Below are 14,999 nucleotides of genomic sequence, written 5' to 3'. Positions count from 1 at the left end.
ACCGGATGCGTGACTTCGTCTTCCCCGGCGGCACCGCCGTCGTCACCGGCGCGGCCAGCGGCATCGGCGAGGCCCTCGCGCACGCCCTCGCCCGGCGCGGAGCCGACCTGGTCCTGCTCGACCGGGACGCCGAACGGCTCGACGCGGTGGTCGCCGCGATCCGCGCCGCCCACCCCGAGCGGCGGATCGACACCCACCTGGTCGACCTCGCGGACGCCGACGCGACCGACCGGGTGGCCGCGGCGATCCGCGCGGCGCACCCGCGGATCCGGCTGCTGGTCAACAACGCCGGCGTCGCGCTGGGCGGCCGGTTCGACCAGGTCACCCTCGACGAGTTCCTCTGGGTCGTCGACATCAACTTCCGGGCCGTGGTCCGACTGACCCACACGTTGCTGCCCGCGCTCAAGGCCGAGCCGGGCGCCCACCTGGTCAACGTCTCCAGCCTCTTCGGGCTGATCGCGCCCGCCGGGCAGGCCGCCTACTCGGCGAGCAAGTTCGCCGTCCGCGGCTTCACCGAGGCGCTGCGGCACGAGCTGGCCGACGACGGCGTCGGGGTCACCTCGGTGCACCCCGGCGGCATCCGGACCCGGATCGCGCAGAGCGCCCGGGTGGGCAGCGGAGTCTCCCCGGAGGAGTACGAGGCCGGCCGCAGACAGTTCGAGAAGCTGCTCTCCATCGACCCGGCGAAGGCCGCCGAGGTGATCCTGCGCGGGGTGGAACGTCGCCGTGGGCGGGTGCTGATCGGCTGGTCGGCGAAGCTGCCCGACCTGCTGGCCCGGCTCGCCCCCGCCTCGTACCACCGGGTCCTGGCCGCCGGTCTCAACCGGAGCGCCGGCGGCCCCGCGACCCGCTCGACGTCCCGGCTGGAACCCGTTCCGGCGCCCGGGCCGGCAGCGACGACGGACCCGGTGCCCACGCCCACAGCGACGGCGGACGCGGTGCCCACGCCCCGGCCGGCGGTCGACCCGGTGACCCCCGAGACCGCCCCCGGACGCCCGGCGTGACCGTCTCCCTGCCGCGCGCCGCCGAGCTGACGGTGGCCGGGCGGCGGGTGCGCTGCCGGATCTCCGGCGCCGGGCCGGCCGTGGTGCTGCTGCACGGCATCGGGCGCACCCTCGACGACTTCACCGCCCAGCACGAGCTGCTGGCCGCCGACCACCGGGTGGTCAGCGTCGACCTGCCCGGCCACGGCGGCTCCGCGCCGCTGGACGCCCCGCACACCCTGCCGGCGCTCGCCGCGGCCGTCGCGGAGTTCCTCGACGCGGCCGGCGTCGACCGGCCGGCGCACCTGGTCGGCAACTCCCTGGGCGGGGCGGTGGCGATGCGGCTGGCCGCCGACGAGCCGTCCCGGGCGGCCAGCCTGGCGCTGGTCAACAGCGCCGGGTTCGGCCGTGAGGTGACCGTCGCGCTGCGACTGCTCGCGCTGCGCCCGCTCGGCCGGCTGCTGCTGCGTCCCCACCCGGCCATCGCCCGCCGCACCGAGCTGGCGATCTTCCGCGACCCGGCGTACGCCACCGAGGAGCGGATCGCGACCGCGCTCGCGGTGGCCGGGCAGCCGCACGCCGCCCGGGTGATGCTGGAACTGGTCCGCAGCCTCGGCACCTGGCGGGGCGTACGACTACAGTGGCGCGCCGAGCTGCTCGACGCGGTCGCCGCGCTGGACGTCCCCACGCTGGTGGTCTGGGGCGACCGGGACCTGATCCTCCCCGCCACCCACCTGACCGCCGCCCGGTCCCGGCTGCCCCGGGCACGGACGCATCTGTTCGCCGACACCGGGCACATGCCGCAGATCGAGCGGGCCGAGGAGTTCCACGCGCTGCTCCGCGACTTCTGGGCCGACGCCGACCGGCCCTGACCGGCTCACGGCGAGGTGCTGCCGAGCTTCACCTCCTTGGCGAGCAGCGCGGCGCCCGGCTGGCCGAGGGCGTCGTCGCGCGTGGTCCCGACGCTCCGGGTCGGGACCGGCGGCCAAGCCACCCGTCCGGCGGCAGCCGCGGATCAGGCGGGGACGCCGGTGCTCTGGCGGTGCCGCATCAGCAGGGTCACCGCCACCAGGACGAAGAGCAGGCCGGCGAGCGCCGGCACCGGCGCCGGCAGCCAGGGCGCGGCCAGCACCAGTACGGCGGCGATCGGGAACAGCACCAGCCCGAGACCGCGCTTCCAGCGCAGGTGCAGGGCCCAGAGGGTGATCAGGTAGACGGCGACGGGCACCGCCACGGCGTACCCGGCGGTCTGGCTGGAGACGTGGGCGGTGTGCAGGTCGTGGTCGACCGCGACGGCCAGGCCCGCGCCGACCGCGGCGACCGCCGCGAAGATCAGGTAGTGGCCGTACCCCCAGAACAGCGAGCCGCGCAGGGAGGACGGTGGCAGCCGACCGGGCCGGTCGAAGTAGAGCCACCAGAGAGCGAAGACGATCACCGCGCCGGCGGCGGCGAGTCCCCACAGCCCCGGGTTCCCGGCGTCCACCCCGGTCTGGATCGCCACCGAGATGGACAGGATCGCCTCGCCCAGCACGATCAGGGTGAACAGCTGGTACCGCTCGGCGATGTGGTGTGGGTGCCAGCTGGTCTTCCCGCGCCGCTCGGCCACCAGCGGCACCAGCACGTCGGCGAGGGCCAGCACCAGGAACGCCGGCAGGCGCCAGCCGTCCGGCAGGGCGAGCCGCAGCAGCCAGCCGAGCTGCACGACGAAGACTCCCACCGCGTAGGCGATCGCGGTGGCCCGGCGGTCCGGATTGCCGGCCGCCGCGCGCAGCCAGTTGACGATCGTGCCGAGCCGCATCACCACGTACCCGTAGGTGATGGTGGTGAAGTCAGCCTCGGTGAACGCGCGCGGCACGCCGGCGGCGAGGATCAGCGCCCCGGCGATCTGCACCAGGCCGGTAGCCCGGTACACGTCGTCGTCGGTGTCGTAGGCCGAGGCGAACCAGGTGAAGTTCATCCAGGCCCACCAGATCGCGAAGAAGACCGTCAGGTAGCTGAGCACCGCGTGCCCGAGGTGGTTCTCCGCCAGGTCGTGGTGGAGGCTGCCGGACGCCTGCGCCACGGCCACCACGAAGCAGAGGTCGAAGAAGAGCTCCAGCGGGGTGGCGGTCCGGTGCGGCTCGTCGGGCCGGCGGGCCCGCATCGGCCGGTACCAGGAGCGGAAGCGCGTGGTGCTGGTCGTCACGAGACTGCTCCTCGCCGGGGGCGTGCCGGTTGCGCCCAAACGATATCCGTACCGGCGGCACCGACCGGGCCGGATCCGGTCAGCCTGCCGCCGGCGGGGCGGGTGCCGCGACGTCGGCCGGCGCGTCGGCCGCCGGCCGGGTGCGGGCCAGCGCGAGCAGGTCCGCCTCCACCCGCGCCGGCAGCGGGCGTCGGTGCCGCAGCACCCAGCCCAGCTCCCGGGCCGCATCGGCCAGCCCGGCCCGGCCCGCCGGGTCGCGCCAGACCTCGGCGACCACCGCGCGCACCACCCGGCCGGGCCGGCGCAGGGCGGCGGTGAGCACCCGGTTGCGCGCCTCGATCCGCCGCCGGGCGCGGGGGTCCCGACCCGTCGGCGCCGGCAGGTGGTGGGCCACCAGCTCCGCGACGTACGCCAGGTGCCACCCGGCGGCGGCCAGGTCCATCGCCAGCAGCGCCTCCTCGCCGTACGTCCCGAGCCGCTCGGCGAAGCCGCCGACCTGCCGGTATGCGGCGCGACGCAGCACCACCGCGCAGGCCAGGAAGCCGAGCACGGTCGGGCCGGGCGCGTCCGGTGCGGTGCCGAGCGGGGCCCGCGCCATCCCCGCCGAGATCGGGTCGAGCCGGCCCGCCCGGCCGACCAGCACCCGCCCGGTCAGCAGCGCGGTCCGGGGGTGGGTGCGCAGCAGCTCCCCGGCCCGCTCCAGCGACCCGGGCGCCCAGTACGAGTCGTCGTCGGCGAACGCGACGAACGGGGTGTCGGCCAGCGCCACGCCGACGTTGCGGGCCGCCCCGGCCCCGGCGTTGCGGCCCAGCTCGACCACCCGTACGTGGGGAAGGGCCCGCGCGACCGCGGCCGGCGTGCCGTCGTCCGAGCCGTTGTCCACCACGATCACCGGGGCGGTGTGCCGGGGCAGCAGTGCCAGGAGCTGGTCCCGCCGGTTGCGGGTGGCCACCACGGTCGTCAGGTCCGGAGTCATGACCGCCCAGGTACCCGGGGACGCCGGCCCGCATTCGACCGCAGCGGGCGCGATTCCCCGGTCCGGGCAGGTGCGGGAGCGGCCGGGCGGGGAAGATGATCCCGTGGCCGAGGTGACGCTGCTGCTCGCCGGCGACGTGATGACCGGTCGCGGCGTCGACCAGATCCTGCCCCGGCCGGGGCCGCCAGGGCTGCGGGAAGCGGCGGTCACCGACGCCCGTCGCTACGTCGAGCTGGTTGAGTCCGTCGCCGGACCGGTACCCCGCCCGGCCCCGCCGCAGTGGCCGTGGGGTGCGGCGCTGCGCCTCCTCGACGAGCTGCGCCCGGACGTGCGGATCGTCAACCTGGAAACGGCGGTGACCGGCCGCGGCGAGTACGCCCCGGGCAAGGGCATCCACTACCGGATGCACCCGGACAACCTCGCCTGCCTCACCGCGGCCCGGCTCGACGTCTGCGCGCTGGCCAACAACCACGTCCTCGACTTCGGCGCGGAGGGGCTCGGCGACACCCTGGACGCCCTGCGGCGGGCCGGGATCACGCCGGCCGGCGCGGGCCGGGACGAGGACGAGGCGTGGCAGCCGGCGCGGGTGCCCCTCGCCGGCGGCCGCCGGCTGCTGGTCTGGTCGGTTGGCGCCCCCTCCAGCGGCGTCCCCCCGCCGTGGGCGGCGACCGCCGGGCGACCCGGCGTGGCGTACCTGCCAGAGGTGTCCGAGGCCACGGCGGGGATGCTCGCCGACCGGATCGGCCGGGAGGCGGGGCCGACGGACCTGGTGGTGGTCTCCGTGCACTGGGGGTCGAACTGGGGCTACCAGGTGCCGGACGAGCACGTCCGGTTCGCGCACCGGCTGGTGGAGTCCGGCGTGCACCTGCTGCACGGTCATTCGTCGCACCACCCGCGCCCGGTCGAGCGGTACCGGGGACGGCTCATCCTGTACGGCTGCGGAGACCTGATCGACGACTACGAGGGGATCGGCGGGCAGGAGTCGTACCGGCCGGAGCTGCGGCTGCTGCACCTGGCGAGCCTGGACGCCGACAGCGGCGAGCTGCGCCGGTTGCGACTCGTCCCGGTGCGGATGCGCCGCATGCGACTGGAGTCGGCGGGGCCGGAGGAGGCCCGCTGGCTGGCCGATCTGCTGGACGGGCTGGGCGCGCCGTACCGGACCCGGTTCGTCCTCGGCGACGACGGCCTCGTCACGCTGCGACCCGGCTGACCCGGCTCACCCGGCGGCGCGTGGCCTGCGCCACCTTCGCGCGCCGGGCGCCACGGTCATCCGGTCTTGGGAGGCACCATAGATACATGACGCATCCCACGGCCTCGCCGCGCGCGACCGCGCCGTCCGCCGCCGAGCGGGCCTACCGGCACCTCAAGCGCGCGATCCTGGAGCAGGTCTACCCCGGTGGCTCGCTGATCAGCGAGGGCGAGATCGCCGAGGCCGCCGGCGTGTCCCGCACCCCGGTCCGGGAGGCGCTGCTCCGCCTGGAGGCCGAGGGGCTGGTCGCGCTCTACCCCAAGCGCGGGGCGCTGATCCGGCCGGTCTCCGCCCGCGAGATCGCCGACGTGATCGAGGCCCGCCGGCTGGTCGAGCTGCACGCCGCGGAGCGGGTGTGGCCGCGCCGCGCCGAGCTGAAGGGCGACCTGGCCCGCTGGCTCACCGAGATGCGTCAGGCGCACGCCGCCGGCGACGTGACCGCGCTGATGGCCGCCGACCGGGCCTTCCACGCCACCGTGGTCGAGGCCGCCGGCAACGAGATCCTCGCCGAGCTGTACCACCGGCTGCGCGACCGGCAGCTGCGGATGGGCGAGGCGAGCTTCCGGCTCTCACCGGGCTGGGCGGACGTGGTCCTCGCCGAGCACGCCGGCCAGCTCGCCGCCCTCGACGGCGACGACCTGCGGGCCTGGCTCGACGCCGTCGGCGCCCACGTCGACAAGGCCGCGACCGTGCTGCGGCGGCTGCGGTGAGCGTCGCCGCCGTGCGCCGCCCCGCCCTCCGGGTCTACGCGGTCGCGCTCACCGCGTACGTGGCCGCCGTGTTCCACCGCAGCTCGCTCGGCGTGACCGGGGTGGACGCGGCCGACCGCTTCCACATCAACGCCTCGGCGCTGGCCACCTTCTCCGTCGCCCAGCTCGCCGTGTACGCGGCGATGCAGGTGCCCGTCGGCGTGCTCCTCGACCGGTTCGGCTCCCGCCGGCTGCTGCTCACCGGCGGGGCGCTGATGGTGGCCGGGCAGCTCTGCTTCGCCGTCGCCACCGACGTCCGGCTCGCCGTCGCCGGCCGGGTCCTGGTCGGCCTCGGCGACGCGATGACCTTCATCAGCGTGCTGCGGATCGTGGCGTTCTGGTTCGCCGGGCGGCGCAACCCGCTGTTGGTGCAGCTCACCGGCACCGTCGGGCAACTCGGCGCGGTCCTCGGCGCCGTACCCCTGGTGGCGCTGCTGCACCACGCCGGCTGGACCCCCGCCTTCCTCACCGCGGCCGCGCTCGGCGCGACCGTGCTGCTGCTGGTGCTCGTGGCGGTACGCGACACCCCGCACGCCGAGCACGCCGCCGCTGTCGCCCCGGACCTGGCCACCGTACGCCGGCAGCTCGCCGCGGCCTGGGCCCAGCCGGGCACCCGCCTCGGTCTCTGGACCCACTTCGTCACCCAGTTCTCCGGCTCGGTCTTCGCGCTGCTCTGGGGCTACCCGTTCCTGGTGCAGGGCCAGGGCCTCTCACCCACCGCCGCCGCCTTCCTGCTCACCCTGATGACCGTGGCGACCCTGGTCTGCGGTCCGGTCATCGCGCACCTGTGCGCCCGGCACCCGTTCCGCCGCTCGGTGGTGGTCTTCGCCATCACCGCGGCCACCGCCGCCGTCTGGGCCGTGGTGCTCGCCTGGCCGGGGCGGGCGCCGCACTGGCTGCTGGTGACCCTGGTGGTCGTCCTCGCAATGAACGGGCCCGGCTCGGTCATCGGCTTCGACTACGCGCGCACGTTCAACCCGGTGCACCGCATCGGCAGCGCCACCGGGATCGTCAACGTGGGGGGCTTCGTCGCCTCGATCCTGCTGATCCTGGCCGTCGGCGTGGTCCTCGACCTGGCCACTCCCGCGGGGCGGTCCACCCCGCCGCTGGACGCGTTCCGCTGGGCCTTCGCCGTGCAGTACCTGCTCTGGGGCCTCGGCGCGGTGCAGGTGCTGCGCTACCGCAACGCCGCCCGCCGTCGGTACGCGGCGGACCGGGCCGCTGTCCCGGTCCCGGCGGCCGCCTGACCGCGGTCCCACCGGGCCGGCGGCCCGGTCAGCTGCGGAGGCGTCGGTGGGTGAGCGAGTCCAGCACCAGGGTCAGCCCCGCGCCGACCAGCCAGAAGTCCTTGGCGATGGGCGTGCCGGCCTGCGTGGGCTTCAGGCTGTGCGGTTCCCGCAGCCCCGGCGTCTTCAGGTAGAGCTGCATCAGCCCGGCGCCGAACGCGGCCAGCCCCAGCCCGACCAGGAACGACGGCGCGAACGGGGTGAGCAGCGCGGCGCCCAGGGCGATCTCGCTCCGGGACAGCAGCTTGGCGAACTGGGCAGCGTCCAGCTGCCGGAGCTGCGGGACCGCCCCCACGGCCATGCCGTGCATCGCCTCGGCGGCCTCGCCCTCCAGGCTGCGCTTGCTGAGCCCGGAATTCAGGAAGAACGCGCCGATGCTGACCCGCAGCGGCGCATGCGTCAGCTTCATGACCACTCCCGTCGGTGCTGGAGAATCGTGCCCCGGCCTACCCGGTACGGGCGGTGCTAACCCGCCGACTGGCGCTGGGCCGCCGGCGGCGCCCGGCGGTAGGTTCGCGGGGGAGCGTGATCACAGTCGCGAACGAAGGAGACACCGTGAGCCAGGAAGTCCGGGGAGTCGTGTCGCGGCGCAAGGGCGCGCCGGTGGAGGTCACCACCATCGTGGTGCCGGACCCGGGGCCGGGCGAGGCGGTCGTCCGCGTCCAGTCCTGCGGGGTCTGCCACACCGACCTGCACTACCGGGAGGGCGGCATCAACGACGAGTACCCGTTCCTGCTCGGTCACGAGGCGGCCGGCATCGTCGAGCAGGTGGGGGAGGGGGTCACCGGGGTGGCCCCGGGCGACTTCGTGGTGCTCAACTGGCGCGCGGTCTGCGGAGTGTGCCGGGCCTGCCGCCGGGGCCGCCCCTGGTACTGCTTCAACACCCACAACGCCGCCCGGAAGATGACCCTCACCGACGGCACCGAACTGTCGCCCGCGCTGGGCATCGGCGCCTTCGCCGAGAAGACCCTGGTCCACGCCGGGCAGTGCACCAAGGTCGATCCGGCGGCCCGGCCCGCAGCGGTGGGCCTGCTCGGCTGCGGGGTGATGGCCGGGCTCGGCGCGGCGATGAACACCGGCCAGGTCAGCCGGGGCGACTCGGTCGCGGTGATCGGCTGCGGCGGCGTCGGCGACGCCGCGATCGCCGGCGCCGCCCTCGCCGGAGCGACGACGATCATCGCGGTGGACACCGACTCCCGCAAGCTCGACTGGGCGCGCAAGTTCGGGGCGACGCACACGGTCAACGCCTCCGAGGACGACCCGGTCGAGGCGATCCGCGCCGCCACCGGCGGGTTCGGCGCCGACGTGGTGATCGAGGCGGTCGGCCGCCCGGAGACCTGGAAGCAGGCCTTCTACGCCCGCGACCTGGCCGGCACGGTGGTGCTGGTCGGCGTGCCCACCCCGGAGATGAAGGTGGAGCTGCCGCTGCTCGACATTTTCGGCCGCGGCGGCGCCCTCAAGTCCAGCTGGTACGGCGACTGCCTGCCCAGCCGGGACTTCCCGGCGCTCACCGCGCTCTACCTGCAGGGTCGACTGGACCTGGACGCCTTCGTCACCGAGGAGATCGCCCTGGACCAGGTCGAGGAGGCGTTCACCCGGATGCACCACGGCGACGTGCTCCGTTCGGTGGTGGTCTTCCCATGACCGCCCGCGTCGACCACACCGTCACCTCCGGCACCTTCTCCCTGGACGGGCAGACCTTCGACGTCGACAACAACGTCTGGGTGGTCGGCGACGACGCCGAGTGCGTCGTCGTCGACGCGCCGCACGACGTGGCGGCCATCCTGCGCGTCGTCGGCGCCCGCCGGGTGGTCGCCGTGCTGGCCACCCACGCCCACGACGACCACGTACGCGTGGCGCCGGAGCTGGCCCGGGCCACCGGCGCGCCGGTGCTGCTGCATCCGGCTGACCGGGTGCTCTGGGACCTGGTCCATCCGGGCACGCCGCCGGACGGCGAGCTGGCCGACGGCGCGACCGTCGAGGTGGCCGGCATCGCCCTGCGGGTGCTGCACACCCCCGGTCACAGCCCCGGCGCGTGCACCTTCCACGCCCCGGCCCTCGGCGTGGTCTTCACCGGCGACACCCTCTTCGCCGGCGGGCCGGGCGCCACCGGCCGCTCCCACCGCGACTTCGGCACCATCATCGAGTCGATCCGGACCCGGCTGCTCACCCTGCCGCCGGAGACCGTCGTGCACACCGGCCACGGCGACAGCACCACGATCGCCGCCGAGGCGCCCCACCTGGACGAATGGCTCGCCCGGGGCCACTGACCGCCGACCGCGCCCGCCGCCCCGCCGGTCCAGGGAGGACATGGTCGGCGGGCGGCCCGCGGTGCCGCCGGCCGCTGGAGCGGGGAGGGAGGGTCAGCGTTCGCCGTCGAGCACCGGCTTGACGTCCAGCACCGGCGTCCCGTGCACCGCCTCCAGGTCCGCCACCCGGACCCGCACCCCGTCCACATCGAGGACCCGGACCCGGTGCAGACCGATCGGGTTCGGCCGGTGCGGGGAGCGGGTGCTGAACACGCCGGTCTCCGGGCGGGACCGGTCCCCGCGCGGATGCACCGCCAGCACGTCCCGCCGGGCCCGGTCCAGCCAGGTCAGCACCAGCAGGTCGGCGCCGGGACGCAGGTCGCGCACCGCCGGGGCGATCCCCTCCTCGAAGACCAGCCAGGCCTCCGGCGCCCCCTCGTCGCCCTGCTTCGGGGCCACGCCCGGGTCGGTCAGCGGCGACTCCACCCGACCCACCGGGCGCAGCGTGTACCGGTCGTCGTTCACCCGAGGGCCTCCCGCAGCGTGTGCAGCCGGACGGTTGTGCCGGCGGCGGTGGTGTGCACCGGGACCAGGTCGCGGCGGGCGTGCCCGATGACCGGGCCCCGGCCGACCACGGTAGTGGCAGTCACTGTCCTCGACTTCCCGGTTCCCGCGCGCCCACTGTAACGCCGACGCCAACGGGACGCTGTCGGGTCACTTGCTTGCCGGTCGAGGCGTGCCCGGTTACTCTGCGAAGGGACCCGGATGCCGGCGGACGACGCCGCCCGGAGTCTTCCTCACCCACTCCGCACGGCCCATCACCGTCCCGGGGTGTCCATTCCGCGAGTCCCGCGCTGCGGTGACCTCGCTGCCGGTCTCCCGGCCAGGCCATTCCGCACCCGGTGAGCGCTTTCGCCGCCGGCCGGTCGCCCGTGCGCCGCACGTGCGGACCCGGCACGGCGCTGCCCGGCCGGCCCGCGAGGCCATCCCTTCCCGGTACGGCCGACCTTCCCTCCCCGGTACCGCCCGCCCTGCCGGCGCCGACCTCCCCGCTCGAGGCGGACGCCGGTCGCCCGCGGGCGGCCACCTGATCCGAAAGGCACCCCATGACCATCGAATCCACCGCCCTGACCCCGATCAGCGGCATCCTCGACGTCGACGACGACCGGGGGTACGTCCGGGTCCACGGCTACCTGTCCACCCCGGACGACGTCCACGTCTCCACGTCCCAACTCACCAGGTACGGCCTTCGCCGCGGCGACCTGGTCACCGGGGCGGTTCGCACCGGTGAGCCGCGCCGAGGCCGGCACGCCCCGCTGGCGCGGCTGGACAGCGTCAACGGGATGGAGCCGGAGGAGGCGCGGCGGCGGCCGGAGTTCTACAAGCTGACTCCGCTGTACCCGCAGGAGCGGCTGCGGCTGGAGACCGAGCCGCACATCCTGACCACCCGGGTGATCGACCTGGTCATGCCGATCGGCAAGGGCCAGCGGGCGCTGATCGTCTCGCCGCCGAAGGCGGGTAAGACGATGGTGCTGCAGGCGATCGCGGACGCGATCACCCGCAACAACCCGGAGTGCCACCTGATGGTGGTGCTGGTCGACGAGCGGCCGGAAGAGGTCACCGACATGTCTCGGTCGGTGAAGGGTGAGGTCATCGCGGCCACGTTCGACCGTCCGCCGCAGGACCACACCACGGTGGCGGAGCTGGCGATCGAGCGGGCGAAGCGCCTGGTCGAGCGGGGGCACGACGTTGTCGTGCTGCTCGACTCGCTCACCCGGCTGGGCCGCGCCTACAACCTCGCCGTCCGCTCCGGCGGGCGTACGCTCTCCGGCGGCGTCGACGTGGCCGCGCTCAACCCGCCGAAGCGGCTGCTCGCCGCGGCCCGCAACGTCGAGGAGGGCGGCTCACTGACCGTCATCGCCTCGGCCCTGGTGGAGACCGGGTCCGCGGCCGACACGCTGATCTACGAGGAGTTCAAGAGCACCGGCAACGCCGAGCTGCGGCTGGACCGGTCGCTGGCCGACCGGCGTACGTTCCCAGCCGTCGACATCCGACCCTCCGGCACGCGGCGGGACGAGCTGCTTACCAGCGGCGCCGAGCTGCACCGCGTGCGCGCCCTGCGTTCCGCGCTGTCCGCACTGGACCGGCACCAGGCCCTCGACCAGCTCCTCCGTCAGCTCGCCGGCACGCCGGACAACCACCGCTTCCTCGCCCGGCTGGACCCGTCATCCCGGGGCTAGTGCTCTGTCCACAAACGTTGGCCGGGTTGGCCCGTGGTTGGGGAAATGCCGTAGGGCTGGTGTTGGCGGCGGGTACCGAAACCCCGCGGGCGAACCCTGTCCTGCCCGCACTGCGCATAGCATCAGTTGCCATGACCGATGATCCCGCCAGCCGTCCGCCCGCCGTCCGGCAGCTGCGTCTGGTCGTGGAGGCCGACGACTACGACGCCGCGGTCGCCTTCTTCCGCGACGCGCTCGGGCTGCCCGAACAGGCCGCGTTCTCCGGCGGGGACGGTGCCCGGGTGGTGATCCTCGAGGCGGGCCGAGCCACGCTGGAGATCGCCAACCCGGCGCAGAAGCGGATGATCGACGAGGTGGAGGTCGGCCGGCAGGTCGCCCCGCGAATCCGGGTGGCGTTCGAAGTGGACGACGGTCAGGCCGTCACCGACCGGCTGGTCGCGGCAGGCGCGTCCCAGGTGGCCCCGCCGACGGTCACCCCGTGGCAGTCGCTCAACTCCCGGCTCGACGTGCCGGCGGGCCTGCACATCACCGTCTTCCAGGAGTTGCGCTCGCTGGACGAGCGGACCACCCTCGACGGCTTCGGCACCGACCGCGACGGCTGACCCCACTCGGCTGCGGAAATGCAGGTGCGCCCGGCGGGGAGCCTGCCGATACTCGGGCCGTGTCCGTCCCCCGAACCGCCCCCGCCGACGCACCCGCGCTCACGCCGGCGCAGTCCGCCGCCCTGCGGCACGTCCGGCAGGTCGCCCTGCGGGACCGGCCGGCCGCGCTCGCGGTCATCGCCCGGCACCTCGCCGGGTCGGGCGCCGCGTACCGGCCGGAGGACGTGATCGCCGCGGTCGCCGCGTACGGCCGGCTGACGCTCAACTTTCACCCGGACCGCCTGCTGCGCGACGGCCGCACGGTGGCGACCGCCTTGGACGAGGAGGGCGTGTACCGCAGCCAGTTCGAGACGGGCATCTCCAACGGCGGCCTGACCGCCTTCCCGGGCGGGGACCGGGACCGCTGGGAGGAGACGTTGTTCGGCGGGGCGTACCAGAGCGGCGACGTACGCCCCGCCGACCGTCCCAAGTACGGCGGCCTGAACCTGCTGGACCACCCGGACGGTGCCTGCCCGCGGTTCGGCTCCTGTCACCTGCGGCTGCGTCCCGAGGTCCTCGGCCGGACGACCCTCTGCTTCGGGGACAGCCACCTCGGCCCGAAGGACCTGGGCACCGTCGACGTCGTCGAGCCGGTGCTGGCGGCGCTGCTGGAGGCCACCGCCGGCACCGGCGTCAGCCTCGGGGTGGCGGGCATGGACACCCCGACCCTCCTCCGTACGCTGGTGGGCCGCCGGGAGCGGGAGTCCGCGCGGCCCGGTGCCCCCGGTCGGGCGCTCGACGACTACGTCGAGGCGCAGATCCACGGCGAGCTGAGCCTGGCGAGGGACGTCGCGGCGCTGGTCGCCGACCCGTCGTTCCGGGACACCGAGACGGGGCGGACGCTGGCCGGGATCGCCCGGCGGCACGGATTCCCGTTGCTCTGGCACACCGGCTTCGAACTGCCGTGGACGGGATCGACCCGGAGTTCCGGGGACCGGTCATCCCACCGCTGGCCGCCCGCGTGCACGCGGAGTTCGCCGGGCCGGGGGAGCCGGTGCACGCCGCGCTGATCGGCCGGGCGGCCGCCTCGGTGGTCACGGAGCCCGGGCGCTGGGCCGACCGGGGCCCAACGGAGGTCACCCTCCAGCACCTCAAGCAGCTCTGGCACGTCCTCGTCCGGTTCGGTACGCCCGCCGCCCGCTGACCGGAGAAAGCCGCCCGCTCCGGGCCGTCGGCAGGTTCGTCCTCGCTGTCCGGAAAGGCCGCTTCATGCCCATCGCGGCCGCCGCCGACGAGCTCGTCCGACACCCCTCGTGACCTGGGCCGCAGCTTCGCCGGCACCTGGCATTTCCGGAATGACCGACACGGGTAGCTGGTTGTGTTCCCCGTACCGCCGGACCGTAAACCCTTACCGGCCGGTAGTTCCCCGAGGGGCGCTCACCCCGGAGCGCGTCGTAACGATCGAAAGGGCAACCATCGTGAAGCAGCACTTCACTCGATGGCTCCCCGCCATCGCCAAGACCAGGCAGGACTTCTCTCGACGGCTGCCCGCGATCGCGGAGGCAACGCGGAGCAAGATCGCGAACATCCCGCAGAACAAGGCCGCGCTGAGCGTCGCGGGCGTGGCCGCCATCGGCGCCCTGGCGTTCGGCCCCACCGCCATCGCCGCGCCGGTGACCGGCGGACCCCATGCGGGCGCCGTGGCCGCCATCGACCTGGCAACGGGCAAGAAGACCGAAACCGTCGTGCCCGCGCAGACCACCGGCGCCGACAAGGTGAACCAGCCGGCCTCCGAGAAGCCGAGCCGGGACAAGCTCATCCCGCACGGCGTCGAGGGCGCCCAGTCGCGGATCCCGCTCGACGACGCGCAGATCGCCAACGCCAAGGCCATCGTCAAGGCGGCCAAGGAGACCGGCGTGGGCGAGCGCGGCGCCGTCATCGGCGTGGCGACCTCGCTGCAGGAGTCGAAGCTGTACAACCTCGGTCACCTCGGTGCGTACAACGACCACGACTCGCAGGGCCTGTTCCAGCAGCGCCCGTCGTCGGGTTGGGGTTCGCCCGAGCAGATCACCGACCCGGACTACTCCGCCAAGGCGTTCTTCAACGCGCTGAAGAACGTCGGTGGGTGGCAGCAGCTGCCGCTGACCGCGGCGGCGCAGACCGTTCAGGTGTCCGCCTTCCCGTACGCCTACGCGCAGTGGGAGGAGCAGGCGGCAGACGTCGTCCAGCAGCTCTGGTGACGCTTTGCGTTTTTGGCCGGCCGGTTCCCTTCGCTGGGGGCCGGCCGGTTTCCTTTTGCTGGGTTTCGCTGCCGTCCCTTGTGGTCCTTTGCTGGTTGCGGTGGGGGGTGTGGCCCGCCGTGACCGGCTCCGGGCGGTCAGGCTTGATCCCTGCGCCGGTCACGGCGGGCCACACCCCTGACGTGGTCCCGGTCCGCCCGTGCGTCCCCGGCCGGGCGGTTCGCGTGTCCCGTCGATGTCGTCCCGGGTTGCGGCAGGTTG

General features: G+C 74.6%; 14 protein-coding genes and 2 pseudogenes. 11 read left to right on the top strand and 5 right to left on the bottom strand.

Features of this window, described 5'->3' with window-relative positions:
- The first annotated feature begins 5 nt into the window (after nucleotides 1-5).
- Nucleotides 6-1,004: an SDR family NAD(P)-dependent oxidoreductase gene (locus ACFOYX_RS32320; RefSeq protein ID WP_322438593.1), complete on the top strand. Its 999-nt coding sequence runs from the start codon at nucleotides 6-8 to the stop codon at nucleotides 1,002-1,004.
- Nucleotides 1,001-1,855, top strand: a complete 855-nt coding sequence (locus ACFOYX_RS32315; protein WP_322438592.1) for an alpha/beta fold hydrolase — start codon at nucleotides 1,001-1,003, stop codon at nucleotides 1,853-1,855. The genes ACFOYX_RS32320 and ACFOYX_RS32315 overlap by 4 nt, the downstream gene beginning before the upstream one ends.
- Nucleotides 1,856-1,998: 143 nt before the next feature.
- On the opposite strand, the gene ACFOYX_RS32310 is transcribed toward ACFOYX_RS32315, so the two are convergent.
- On the bottom strand, nucleotides 1,999-3,168 hold the full coding sequence (locus ACFOYX_RS32310) for a low temperature requirement protein A (protein ID WP_322438591.1): 1,170 nt from the start codon (nucleotides 3,166-3,168) through the stop codon (nucleotides 1,999-2,001).
- Nucleotides 3,169-3,247: 79 nt separating this feature from the next.
- Entirely contained in the window at nucleotides 3,248-4,144 is an 897-nt protein-coding gene (locus ACFOYX_RS32305; protein WP_322438590.1) for a glycosyltransferase, read from the bottom strand.
- Here ACFOYX_RS32305 and ACFOYX_RS32300 point away from each other — a divergent pair.
- From ACFOYX_RS32300 to ACFOYX_RS32290, 3 genes are all read left to right on the top strand, one after another.
- The gene (locus tag ACFOYX_RS32300) at nucleotides 4,143-5,354 is read left to right on the top strand and encodes a CapA family protein (RefSeq protein ID WP_322438589.1); all 1,212 of its coding nucleotides are present in this window, start codon (nucleotides 4,143-4,145) and stop codon (nucleotides 5,352-5,354) included. The genes ACFOYX_RS32305 and ACFOYX_RS32300 overlap by 2 nt on opposite strands.
- Nucleotides 5,355-5,440: 86 nt before the next feature.
- A complete protein-coding gene (locus tag ACFOYX_RS32295) occupies nucleotides 5,441-6,103 on the top strand; it encodes a GntR family transcriptional regulator (protein ID WP_322438588.1) in 663 nt (220 codons plus the stop codon).
- The gene (locus tag ACFOYX_RS32290) at nucleotides 6,100-7,389 is read left to right on the top strand and encodes an MFS transporter (RefSeq protein ID WP_322438587.1); all 1,290 of its coding nucleotides are present in this window, start codon (nucleotides 6,100-6,102) and stop codon (nucleotides 7,387-7,389) included. The genes ACFOYX_RS32295 and ACFOYX_RS32290 overlap by 4 nt, the downstream gene beginning before the upstream one ends.
- Nucleotides 7,390-7,417: 28 nt before the next feature.
- Here ACFOYX_RS32290 and ACFOYX_RS32285 read toward each other — a convergent pair whose 3' ends face one another.
- Nucleotides 7,418-7,837 carry a hypothetical protein gene (locus tag ACFOYX_RS32285; RefSeq protein WP_109805716.1) on the bottom strand — a complete coding sequence of 140 codons (420 nt, stop codon included), beginning with the start codon at nucleotides 7,835-7,837 and terminating at the stop codon, nucleotides 7,418-7,420.
- A gap of 146 nt (nucleotides 7,838-7,983) precedes the next feature.
- Between ACFOYX_RS32285 and ACFOYX_RS32280 the strand changes: the two genes are divergently transcribed.
- Nucleotides 7,984-9,072 (top strand): S-(hydroxymethyl)mycothiol dehydrogenase, encoded by a 1,089-nt coding sequence (locus ACFOYX_RS32280; RefSeq protein WP_322438586.1) that lies wholly within the window; start codon nucleotides 7,984-7,986, stop codon nucleotides 9,070-9,072.
- Nucleotides 9,069-9,698 (top strand): MBL fold metallo-hydrolase, encoded by a 630-nt coding sequence (locus ACFOYX_RS32275; protein WP_322438585.1) that lies wholly within the window; start codon nucleotides 9,069-9,071, stop codon nucleotides 9,696-9,698. The genes ACFOYX_RS32280 and ACFOYX_RS32275 overlap by 4 nt, the downstream gene beginning before the upstream one ends.
- A gap of 93 nt (nucleotides 9,699-9,791) precedes the next feature.
- On the opposite strand, the gene tsaA is transcribed toward ACFOYX_RS32275, so the two are convergent.
- The gene (tsaA, locus tag ACFOYX_RS32270) at nucleotides 9,792-10,202 is read right to left on the bottom strand and encodes a tRNA (N6-threonylcarbamoyladenosine(37)-N6)-methyltransferase TrmO (RefSeq protein WP_109805712.1); all 411 of its coding nucleotides are present in this window, start codon (nucleotides 10,200-10,202) and stop codon (nucleotides 9,792-9,794) included.
- Nucleotides 10,199-10,327, bottom strand: coding sequence for a hypothetical protein (locus tag ACFOYX_RS32265; RefSeq protein WP_322438584.1), 129 nt, complete (start codon nucleotides 10,325-10,327; stop codon nucleotides 10,199-10,201). Before ACFOYX_RS32265 ends, tsaA begins: the two co-directional genes overlap by 4 nt.
- A 447-nt stretch (nucleotides 10,328-10,774) precedes the next feature.
- On the opposite strand from ACFOYX_RS32265, the pseudogene rho reads away from it, so the two are divergent.
- The 4 genes and pseudogenes from rho to ACFOYX_RS32245 all read left to right on the top strand — a co-directional run.
- Nucleotides 10,775-11,917, top strand: a pseudogene (gene rho / locus ACFOYX_RS32260) (transcription termination factor Rho); the annotation flags it as partial.
- A gap of 131 nt (nucleotides 11,918-12,048) precedes the next feature.
- On the top strand, nucleotides 12,049-12,519 hold the full coding sequence (locus ACFOYX_RS32255) for a VOC family protein (RefSeq protein ID WP_322438583.1): 471 nt from the start codon (nucleotides 12,049-12,051) through the stop codon (nucleotides 12,517-12,519).
- Between the two features lie 59 nt (nucleotides 12,520-12,578).
- Nucleotides 12,579-13,702, top strand: a pseudogene (locus tag ACFOYX_RS32250) (DUF3626 domain-containing protein).
- Nucleotides 13,703-13,976: 274 nt separating this feature from the next.
- Nucleotides 13,977-14,738, top strand: a complete 762-nt coding sequence (locus ACFOYX_RS32245) for a hypothetical protein (RefSeq protein ID WP_201749975.1) — start codon at nucleotides 13,977-13,979, stop codon at nucleotides 14,736-14,738.
- Nucleotides 14,739-14,999 lie beyond the last annotated feature (261 nt).

Source organism: Micromonospora sp. GCM10011541, assembly GCF_042650725.1.
GTDB lineage: Bacteria > Actinomycetota > Actinomycetes > Mycobacteriales > Micromonosporaceae > Micromonospora > Micromonospora sicca.
This window is presented reverse-complemented; position numbering and strand designations above follow the sequence as displayed.

Coding starts and splice junctions, on each gene's coding strand:
- ACFOYX_RS32275 (WP_322438585.1), top strand. CDS start 9,069: ATGACCGCCCGCGTCGACCACACCGTCACCTCCGGCACCTTCTCCCTG.
- ACFOYX_RS32255 (WP_322438583.1), top strand. CDS start 12,049: ATGACCGATGATCCCGCCAGCCGTCCGCCCGCCGTCCGGCAGCTGCGT.
- ACFOYX_RS32295 (WP_322438588.1), top strand. CDS start 5,441: ATGACGCATCCCACGGCCTCGCCGCGCGCGACCGCGCCGTCCGCCGCC.
- ACFOYX_RS32320 (WP_322438593.1), top strand. CDS start 6: ATGCGTGACTTCGTCTTCCCCGGCGGCACCGCCGTCGTCACCGGCGCG.
- ACFOYX_RS32285 (WP_109805716.1), bottom strand. CDS start 7,837: ATGAAGCTGACGCATGCGCCGCTGCGGGTCAGCATCGGCGCGTTCTTC.
- ACFOYX_RS32305 (WP_322438590.1), bottom strand. CDS start 4,144: ATGACTCCGGACCTGACGACCGTGGTGGCCACCCGCAACCGGCGGGAC.
- ACFOYX_RS32300 (WP_322438589.1), top strand. CDS start 4,143: ATGACCGCCCAGGTACCCGGGGACGCCGGCCCGCATTCGACCGCAGCG.